9 protein-coding genes and 1 other annotated feature are annotated in these 8,692 nt (G+C 43.1%); of the genes, 4 read left to right on the top strand and 5 right to left on the bottom strand.

Translation table 11 applies throughout. From position 1 onward, the window contains the following. The 3 genes from B7C60_RS04880 to rluD form a co-directional block, all read right to left on the bottom strand. Window positions 1-1,917: Clp protease N-terminal domain-containing protein (locus tag B7C60_RS04880; protein ID WP_245868553.1), on the bottom strand; the 1,917-nt coding region annotated here is incomplete at its 3' end. Between the two features lie 98 nt (window positions 1,918-2,015). Beyond that, window positions 2,016-2,741 (bottom strand): peptidoglycan editing factor PgeF, encoded by a 726-nt coding sequence (gene pgeF / locus B7C60_RS04875; protein WP_099610680.1) that lies wholly within the window; start codon window positions 2,739-2,741, stop codon window positions 2,016-2,018. 2 nt (window positions 2,742-2,743) lie between these two features. Further along, a complete protein-coding gene (rluD, locus tag B7C60_RS04870) occupies window positions 2,744-3,718 on the bottom strand; it encodes a 23S rRNA pseudouridine(1911/1915/1917) synthase RluD (RefSeq protein WP_099610679.1) in 975 nt (324 codons plus the stop codon). 153 nt (window positions 3,719-3,871) lie between these two features. Between rluD and B7C60_RS04865 the strand changes: the two genes are divergently transcribed. The 4 genes from B7C60_RS04865 to yjjX all read left to right on the top strand — a co-directional run bounded on the left by B7C60_RS04865 (window position 3,872) and on the right by yjjX (window position 7,296). Beyond that, window positions 3,872-4,624, top strand: a complete 753-nt coding sequence (locus B7C60_RS04865; protein ID WP_099610678.1) for an outer membrane protein assembly factor BamD — start codon at window positions 3,872-3,874, stop codon at window positions 4,622-4,624. 375 nt (window positions 4,625-4,999) lie between these two features. Next, window positions 5,000-5,326 (top strand): ribosome hibernation-promoting factor, HPF/YfiA family, encoded by a 327-nt coding sequence (hpf, locus tag B7C60_RS04860; RefSeq protein WP_099610677.1) that lies wholly within the window; start codon window positions 5,000-5,002, stop codon window positions 5,324-5,326. A gap of 108 nt (window positions 5,327-5,434) precedes the next feature. Next, window positions 5,435-5,554, top strand: a sequence feature (Phe leader region). A gap of 12 nt (window positions 5,555-5,566) precedes the next feature. Continuing rightward, a complete protein-coding gene (gene pheA / locus B7C60_RS04855) occupies window positions 5,567-6,748 on the top strand; it encodes a prephenate dehydratase (RefSeq protein WP_099610676.1) in 1,182 nt (393 codons plus the stop codon). Between the two features lie 14 nt (window positions 6,749-6,762). Then, on the top strand, window positions 6,763-7,296 hold the full coding sequence (yjjX, locus tag B7C60_RS04850; RefSeq protein WP_099610675.1) for an inosine/xanthosine triphosphatase: 534 nt from the start codon (window positions 6,763-6,765) through the stop codon (window positions 7,294-7,296). Between the two features lie 85 nt (window positions 7,297-7,381). On the opposite strand, the gene trpR is transcribed toward yjjX, so the two are convergent. Together trpR and B7C60_RS17870 are read right to left on the bottom strand one after the other, a co-directional pair. After that, window positions 7,382-7,678, bottom strand: a complete 297-nt coding sequence (gene trpR, locus B7C60_RS04845) for a trp operon repressor (RefSeq protein ID WP_099610674.1) — start codon at window positions 7,676-7,678, stop codon at window positions 7,382-7,384. A gap of 55 nt (window positions 7,679-7,733) precedes the next feature. Further along, window positions 7,734-8,692: transglycosylase SLT domain-containing protein (locus B7C60_RS17870; protein ID WP_245868551.1), on the bottom strand; the 959-nt coding region annotated here is incomplete at its 5' end.

Below are 8,692 nucleotides of genomic sequence, written 5' to 3'. Positions count from 1 at the left end.
CTCCATAAACTCAGACATATCAATTCGCACCATGGCGTCTTCACTATCAAATAAAAAATTAGCTAGCGTTTTACACAGCTCGGTTTTCCCAACCCCGGTTGGGCCTAGGAATAAAAACGAGCCTATTGGGCGGTTAGGATCAGAAAGCCCAGCGCGACTTCGACGAATAGCATTTGCGACCACTTCCACCGCTTCGGCTTGCCCAATCACTCTTTGGTGGAGAACCTCCTCCATACGCAGTAATTTTTCTTTTTCTGCTTCAAGCATTTTAGAAACTGGAATTCCCGTTTGCTTAGACAGAACTTCGGCTATTTCTTCATCAGTTACCTTGTTACGCAATAAGGTCATCTCTTGCATTTCTGCTTGAGTAGCCAAGTCAAGCTGCTTCTCTAATTCAGGAATTCGGCCATACTGCAGCTCTGACATACGACTTAAATCTCCCGCACGTCTGGCAACTTCTAAATCTAAGCGAGCTTGCTCAAGTTCTGATTTGATATGTTGTGTACCAGAAAGCGCAGCTTTTTCAGTATTCCAAATCTCTTCTAATTCCGCATATTCACGCTCTTTTTCCTTAAGTTCATCATTAAGGATACTTAGCCGTTTTTCACTCGCATCATCATGCTCATTAATTAATGCTTGTTGCTCGATCTTAAGTTGGATGATTTTACGTTCCAACTTATCCAATGCTTCTGGCTTGGAGTCCATTTGCATACGGATACTTGATGCCGCCTCATCAATCAGATCGATCGCTTTATCTGGCAGTTGACGATCAGAAACATAGCGGTGTGATAAGGTTGCCGCAGCCACGATCGCCGGATCGGTAATTTCAACGTGATGGTGCAATTCATAGCGTTCTTTTAGGCCACGTAAAATAGCAACGGTATCTTCCACTGTTGGCTCATCGACCAAGACCTTTTGGAAGCGACGCTCTAGTGCTGGATCTTTCTCAATATATTGACGATATTCATCCAGCGTCGTTGCGCCAACACAGTGCAATTCACCACGAGCTAATGCGGGTTTCAGCATATTGCCCGCATCCATTGAACCTTCACCTTTACCGGCACCAACCATGGTATGTAATTCATCAATAAAGAGGATGACATTACCTTCTTCTTTGGCAAGTTCATTTAACACCGACTTTAGCCGCTCTTCAAACTCACCACGATATTTGGCTCCCGCAACCAATGCGCCCATATCCAAAGACAATACGCGACGCCCGCGAAGCCCTTCTGGCACTTCATTATTAATGATGCGTTGAGCAAGCCCTTCCACGATCGCGGTTTTACCCACACCAGGCTCCCCAATGATAACTGGGTTATTTTTAGTACGGCGCTGTAACACTTGAATCGTACGACGAATTTCATCGTCCCGACCAATAACAGGGTCTAATTTACCTTGCTCTGCTCGCTCAGTAAGATCAATGGTAAATTTCTCCAACGCTTGTCGTAGCTCTTCCGCATTTGGATCATTCACTTTCTGTCCGCCACGAATCGTTTCAATAGCCTCAGAAACTTTTTTTTCCGTTAAACCGATCTCTTTTAATAACTGACCAAGAGGGCCACGATCTTCTAAAGCGGCCAGTAAGAATATTTCCGAGGAGATATAAGCATCTTGACGTTTTTGCGCCACTTTATCACAGAGGTTAAATAACGAACCTAGCGAATTAGAAAGCTGAACATCACCGCCGATGCCACTCACCTTAGGTAGGCGGTCGAGAAGTTCACCCAATTTAGAACGTAATTGAGCAACATCGACACTAAGCATGGTAAGTAAAGGACGGATCGGACTACCATTTTGATCAAGTAATGCCACCATCAAATGTACAGGTTCGATATACTGATGATCTCGCCCTAGTGCAAGCGACTGAGCATCAGAAATCGCTATTTGGAATTTGCTGGTAAATCTATCGAGACGCATAACCACCTTCTTAATCTCATCGGAGATAAACTAATCACGTATAGAAAGATGGTTACGCAGAGGTGAAATTTCAAGCCAATACCATTAACTTTATAAGGCTACTCCATCCAAATAAAGCTAGCTTGACGACCGGTCATTCCATCACGGCGATAAGAATAAAATTGCTGGGGATTTTGATAGGTGCACAGGTTGCAAGCATAAATTTGCTCAATGCCTAATTTTGCTAGTCGTAAACGTACTAACTGAACCATATCCGCCAACCATTTCCCTTGTTGTGACGTCGGTAAAAACGCTTGCTCTGCATCGGCGTCTCTTTCGCAAAACGCCACTCTGACATCATTACCGACTTCAAAAGCTTGAGCACCGATGGCCGGACCTAGCCAAACAAGAGGGTTGCCTGAAATAGTGTGCAAAGCGTTTTCAACAATACCTCCCGCCAGCCCACGCCAACCAGCATGAACCGCAGCAACTTGCGTTCCTTGACTATTGGTGATCAGCACAGGTAAACAATCCGCTGTGATTACCGAACAGACAACACGCCGAGAAGTCGTAACAAGCCCGTCAGCATCGAGTATGACTTTCGTTGGTCGCTCAACCTGCACAATTTTAGTTGAGTGAGTTTGATTTAACCATATAGGTGCTGAAGGCATTTGGCTTATCGTCTGCAACCATTCACGGTTACGTAAAACTAAAGCAGGATCGTCCCCAACGTGCATACCAAGATTTAACCCCTGATACGGTGACGGTGAAAATCCACCGATTCGTGTAGAAGCAAAGGCTTTAATATTGCTTGGTGCTGGCCAGTTAGGAATGATCTTATCCATGATTAATACTCTTGCGAATAATTCAGTTTTGCATCTTCACGCAAAGCATCAGCCATCCTAACCATATCATCAGGAACAGGTGCATGAAATTCCAACGCTTCTTCAGTAATGGGATGAGCAAACTTCAGCATCACCGCATGCAACGCTTGTCGATCAAAATCGCGGATCATCTCGGTTAACTCTTCAGACGCTCCTTTAGGGATCCGTGCACGTCCACCATAAGCGGTATCACCTAATAAAGGATGCTGGAGATAGGCCATATGAACACGAATTTGGTGCGTGCGCCCTGTTTCTAAACGAAGCCGGATTCGCGTGTGTTCACGAAAATGCTCAGCAACACGATAATGCGTAACGGCTGGCTTACCCATTGGCGTAACCGCCATTAACGTTCGTTTCGTGGCGTGGCGACCAATCGGTTTGTCAATCATTCCACCAGCGGTCATGGTACCGATCGCTATTGCTTCATATTCACGAGTAATATTGCGTTTTTGTAGTTCACGAACCAATCGAGTTTGTGCTGGAACAGTTTTCGCCACCACCATTAATCCGGTCGTATCTTTATCTAAACGATGCACAATTCCGGCACGAGGTACTTCTGCAATGGGTGGATAATGAAAAAGTAAAGCATTTAATACGGTTCCATCTGGCGTTCCAGCCCCAGGATGTACAACGAAATTTCTAGGCTTATTGATGACAATAATATCATCATCTTCATAAACAATATTGAGTGGAATATTTTGCGCTTCCCAACGCTGTTCATCTTCTAGTTCGGCCAAAACCGTGATAATTTCTCCCCCCATCATTTTCGTTCGGGGTTTAGTGACAACAAGACCATCGACGGTAATTTTCCCGTCCAATAGCCATTCTTTCAGCCGTGAGCGAGAATAATCGCTAAATAATTCCGCGACTGCTTGATCTAAGCGCTGACCAAGCTGGCTTTCTTTTACTGTTTGAGTTAATTCAATCTGCTGAGCCATATCGAACTTTTTTAAAAACCGTGAGACTAATAGCCACGAGTGTGGAAAAATAGGTACTTATTGTATCTGTTACTGAAAAGAAAGTAACGAAACGATTTATGGAGCACGCTGCTCCAAGTTTAGAAGCTTTATTGCAAGGAATCGAATCCAGAGATGAAATACCAAACTTTATCGGGTTTACTCGCGTTATCTTTACTCATAACTGGCTGTGCAAGTAAAGAAGAAGTTGTCCCAGATGTTCCCCCAGCAGAGCTGTATAGTGAGGCTCAGCTGTCACTGCAAAGTGGAAACTGGTTAACAGCGATAGATAAGCTCGAAGCACTGGATTCTCGCTATCCTTTTGGTGCTTATTCAGAACAAGTACAGCTAGATTTAATCTATGCCTATTATAAAAACGATGATCTTGCCCTTGGGCTAGCAACGATTGAGCGCTTCACTCGCCTCAATCCCACCCATGAAAAAATGGATTGGGTACTTTATATACGAGGGCTGACTCACATGGCCCAAGATCGTAATTTCATGCATGAATTATTTAATATTGATCGAAGCGATCGCGATCCTGAGCCGGCTAAAGCTGCCTTTGCTGATTTTAAACGTTTATTAGAACGTTACCCTAACAGCCCATATGCTAAGGATGCTCAGCAACGGATGTATGCATTAAAAAATCGGTTAGCGGATTACGACTTAGCCACTGCAGACTTTTACTTACGCCGTGAAGCTTGGATCGCAGCGATAAACCGAGCTCAAGAGTTACAAAAAACTTATCCAGGCACACAAGCCGCTCGAAAATCGCTGACCATTCAATTAAAAGCTTACCAACAATTAGGATTAGATGAGGCGGTTGCACGAACCGAACAACTCATCCAGCTTAATCCTAATGAGCCAATGCCATTGCTCAGAAATTAGTTACCCAAAAAGCCAGCCACAAAAAGTGGCTGGCTTTTTTTGCAACAAGAAGAGCGATTGACGAAAAGACGACACATACTAACGTGATAAAGTTCACCATTATAAGATGAACAAAAGCAGAGCAATAACTTTTTTAGGCTGACGCAATACCCTAAAAAATAGAAAGTTTTTAGTAAGACTTAATAACCAATCTAATCGTTTCCATCGAAACCTCAAGCTTTTTCTCGACCTCACACACCAACTCCTTGCTAAAGATCACGTTTATTTTCAAAGCATTTTACACCCAATAAAAAAGAGAGATTCATCACATTATTTTGTTATTGAAACGCTAATCTGTAGGTAACCCATAAGGGATGTAACAGAGGAAAAATCACTATGCAAATGAATATTACAGGTAAAAACATTGAAATCACCTCTGCAATCCGTAATCACATTGAGAGTAAATTCAAAAAGTTAGAGAAATGGCAAGTAGAAATTACTGGGTGCCAAGCAAGCTTTAGCGAACGACCAAACAAACAGAAAAAATTTGAGGCCACGGTAACGATTCCTAAAGGCCAGCTGGTTGCTTCGGCTATTCACGATGATCTTTATGCTGCGATTAACGAAGTCGAGCAAAAACTTGAACGCCAATTGAATAAGCTGCGTCATAAACCTGAAGCACGACGAGCAGATAAGCCCGAAATGGAAGAGGAAACCGAATAATTTGCACGGTTATTGAGATAGCGCCTTTGGGCGCTATTTTTTTGCTTGACGCTCCTACCTAGCTTGCTTATTGTGTGGCTTGAATCCATCAGCAATAACGATAAAAATGACACATAACCCACTGTTCCTTTTTGACTTCTTTTTTCTCCAATAACGTTTGGAGGCACGCTCGTTTACGGAAATAAGTCAAAAACGAACAGAAAGCCTCCCCATGGAGGCTTTTTTTATAAGGATTTTATGATGACAGACAACGCCCTTTCACTCGAAGAGATTCGGTTACGTTTAAATACCATTGATGAGCAACTGCTACAATTGCTCTCTGAACGCCGCCAACTCAGTATTGACGTCGCCAAAAGTAAAATAAAAACCTCGAAACCCGTGCGAGATACCCAAAGAGAGCAACAACTGCTGGTCAAACTTATCCAATCAGGAAAAGAAAATTACCAATTAGATGCACAATACATCACAAAATTATTCCACACTATTATCGAAGACTCCGTTTTACTGCAACAAGCTTACTTGCAAAACTTAGCGAATCCTGAAAATCGCAAACCACTCGCTCGAGTCGCTTTTTTAGGCTCTAAAGGCTCTTATTCGCATTTAGCGACTCGTGAATACTTCAGCCGTAAAAATACCGAATTAATTGAACTCAACTGCGAACAATTTAGAGAGGTGACTAAAACGGTTGAATCGGGCCACGCTGACTATGGCGTACTGCCGATTGAAAATACCAGCTCTGGTTCTATCAATGAAGTCTACGACCTATTACAACACACTACATTGTATATTGTAGGAGAAATCACCCAGCCGATAGAGCATTGCTTAGTCGCAACGCATGACATCCAATTAGAAGCCATCAAAGTGCTCTACTCCCATCCCCAGCCACATCAACAATGCAGTGAATTTTTAAGTCGCTTAGAGGGTGTGAAATTAGAAAGCTGTATCAGTACTGCTGATGCCATGAAAAAGGTACAAAACTTACAACGTCAAGATGTTGCGGCTATTGGCAATGCCGCTAGCGGTAAGCTCTACGGGTTACACCCCATCCAAGGTAACATTGCCAATCAAACGGAAAATTACACCCGTTTTATTATTGTCGCGCGAAAACCGATTGAGGTTTCAACTCAGATCCCTGCTAAAACGACCTTAATTATGTCAACCTCACAAGAAGCTGGAGCTTTAGTTTCTACCCTGTTGGTTTTACAACGTTATGGTATCAATATGACCAAGTTAGAATCACGTCCGATTATGGGTAACCCTTGGGAAGAGATGTTTTATGTTGACTTACAAGCACACCTTGACTCACAAGAGATGCAACAAGCCCTTAGTGAGTTAATCAAATTAACAAAACATTTAAAAGTGTTAGGTTGTTACCCGAGTGAGAATATCAAACCGACCCAAATAAAATTAGCCAATCAATAAACACAGAGACAAGCATGAAAAATATTATCGTTGCATCACTCAATCCAGCAAAAATCAATGCCGTAAAAAGTGCATTTCATGATGTCTTTCCCGACCAAGAGTTTCATTTTCAAGGTGTTTCTGTTGCGAGTGGTGTGGCAGATCAACCAATGAGCGATGGCGAAACGAAGCAAGGAGCACTCAATAGAGTACACCATGCTGAAAAAATAGCTCCTAACGCCGATTATTATGTTGGTCTTGAGGCTGGAGTAGATCATGGCATGACATTCGCCTGGATGATTATTAAATCGAATCAGCGTTATGGTGAATCTCGTTCTGCCAGCTTACCGCTACCTCCTATCGTCACAGAGCAGCTCACGCCCGATAATGAGCTAGGACACGTGATGGATAAAGTTTTTGCTACGCAGAATATTAAACAAAAAGGAGGGGCGATTGGTTTACTCACAGGTCACCAACTCACCCGTAGTTCGGTTTATCATCAAGCGTTAATACTCGCCTTAATTCCTTTTCTCAATCCGGAACTCTTCCCCATTAGTAACCTTAAATAGATCCGAGACACAAGAAGAAAATTGAGCTGACGCCCTTTCGCACAGCAAAAGAAAAGGCGAGAAAAACGGTTGTTAAACCGTCAGGTTATGAAGGTAACAATAATTGAGCTAGAGAATCTCGCTCTTGCTCTGTGCGAGATTTAAGCTCATTTGAGCCTCGGGTAATGGTTGCCACACCAACACCTAACAGTTGGCTAATCTGACGCTGAGAAAGCTCGCCTTTGAGCAGCTCGCACAAGATATTGACTCGTGCCACTAACGCCTCTCGTTCATCCGGAGTCATTAACATGGTTAACAGCATTTCATGCTGCTCATCTGTGGTTGCTTGTTTAACTAACGCTAATAACTCTCGCCAGTCACGGTACTCAGGTTGTGATGACATTCTTGTACTCGTTGGGTGATACACGCTATCTATTGTAGAGTACACTCAGCCGGAATCAATAGCTTGTTGCTAACTCTTGCTGCGTTAAAAATTCACCATCAAGGGCCATTAAATTGCGATAGTAGGTTTCAAACATCAAAATATTTTGTACATAACCACGAGTTTCACGGAAAGGAATCGCTTCAATGAAGGCATAGGCATCTAATTTACCTTGAGTTTGAGCTTGCCAACGATCCACACGACTTGGTCCAGCATTATAGGCTGCAAAAGATAAAATACGATTGTTATCATAGCGCTCAAGTAACTCATTTAAATAATGGCTCCCAATCTCAATATTTTTCCCAACCTGATACAGCTCGTCTGCGTCTTCATAATTAAGCTGATATTTCTTGGCTGTATAGCGCGCCGTCGACGGCATAATTTGCATAATTCCTCTGGCCCCCACAGGAGAACGCGCTTCAACATCCATCGCACTTTCTTGTCGAGCTAGTGACATTAACGTTACCGGACTGATGCCGTGTTTTTTTCCATAAAAATTAAACCACCATTGGTGAGCCAATGGAAAACGCAGTTGAGTGTTATCCCATAAACTGGCAGAGATAGAGGCTTTAACGGTTAAATGATGCCAACCATGAGTTGCAGCATAAACCGCTAACATTTCTTTCTCTTTTTGCTGGGCATGCTGTAATAATAAATTCCACTCACTCTTCGCGGCTGCAATCTTGTCGCGTTGAATTAACTCATCAATACGCATTAACGATTTTTGATAAGGTTTGAGCCATGAATGCTCTAAAGCAAGTGACGAACTCGGATACTGGATGGACTGCTTCACCCATTGAGCGGCAGCAACACTATAAAAATTACGTTGTCCAAGTAATGCGTGCATTCGCGCGATGCCCTGCGACTCTTTCCCTTGCGCTAATTCACTTCGAGCCAACCAATATTGCCAACGTAATGTCCCTTGTTCACTCTCGGGTAAACGAGTTATCCAGTGGGTGATGCCAAGCCAATCTT

The sequence above is a fragment of the Vibrio fujianensis genome (assembly GCF_002749895.1).
GTDB lineage: Bacteria > Pseudomonadota > Gammaproteobacteria > Enterobacterales > Vibrionaceae > Vibrio > Vibrio fujianensis.
The sequence above is the reverse complement of the archived record's forward strand: the minus strand, read 5'-3'. Positions and strand labels throughout refer to the sequence as shown.

Coding starts and splice junctions, on each gene's coding strand:
- trpR (WP_099610674.1), bottom strand. CDS start 7,678: ATGTCATCACAACCTGAGTACCGTGACTGGCGAGAGTTATTAGCGTTA.
- hpf (WP_099610677.1), top strand. CDS start 5,000: ATGCAAATGAATATTACAGGTAAAAACATTGAAATCACCTCTGCAATC.
- B7C60_RS04865 (WP_099610678.1), top strand. CDS start 3,872: ATGAAATACCAAACTTTATCGGGTTTACTCGCGTTATCTTTACTCATA.
- pgeF (WP_099610680.1), bottom strand. CDS start 2,741: ATGGATAAGATCATTCCTAACTGGCCAGCACCAAGCAATATTAAAGCC.
- pheA (WP_099610676.1), top strand. CDS start 5,567: ATGACAGACAACGCCCTTTCACTCGAAGAGATTCGGTTACGTTTAAAT.
- rluD (WP_099610679.1), bottom strand. CDS start 3,718: ATGGCTCAGCAGATTGAATTAACTCAAACAGTAAAAGAAAGCCAGCTT.
- yjjX (WP_099610675.1), top strand. CDS start 6,763: ATGAAAAATATTATCGTTGCATCACTCAATCCAGCAAAAATCAATGCC.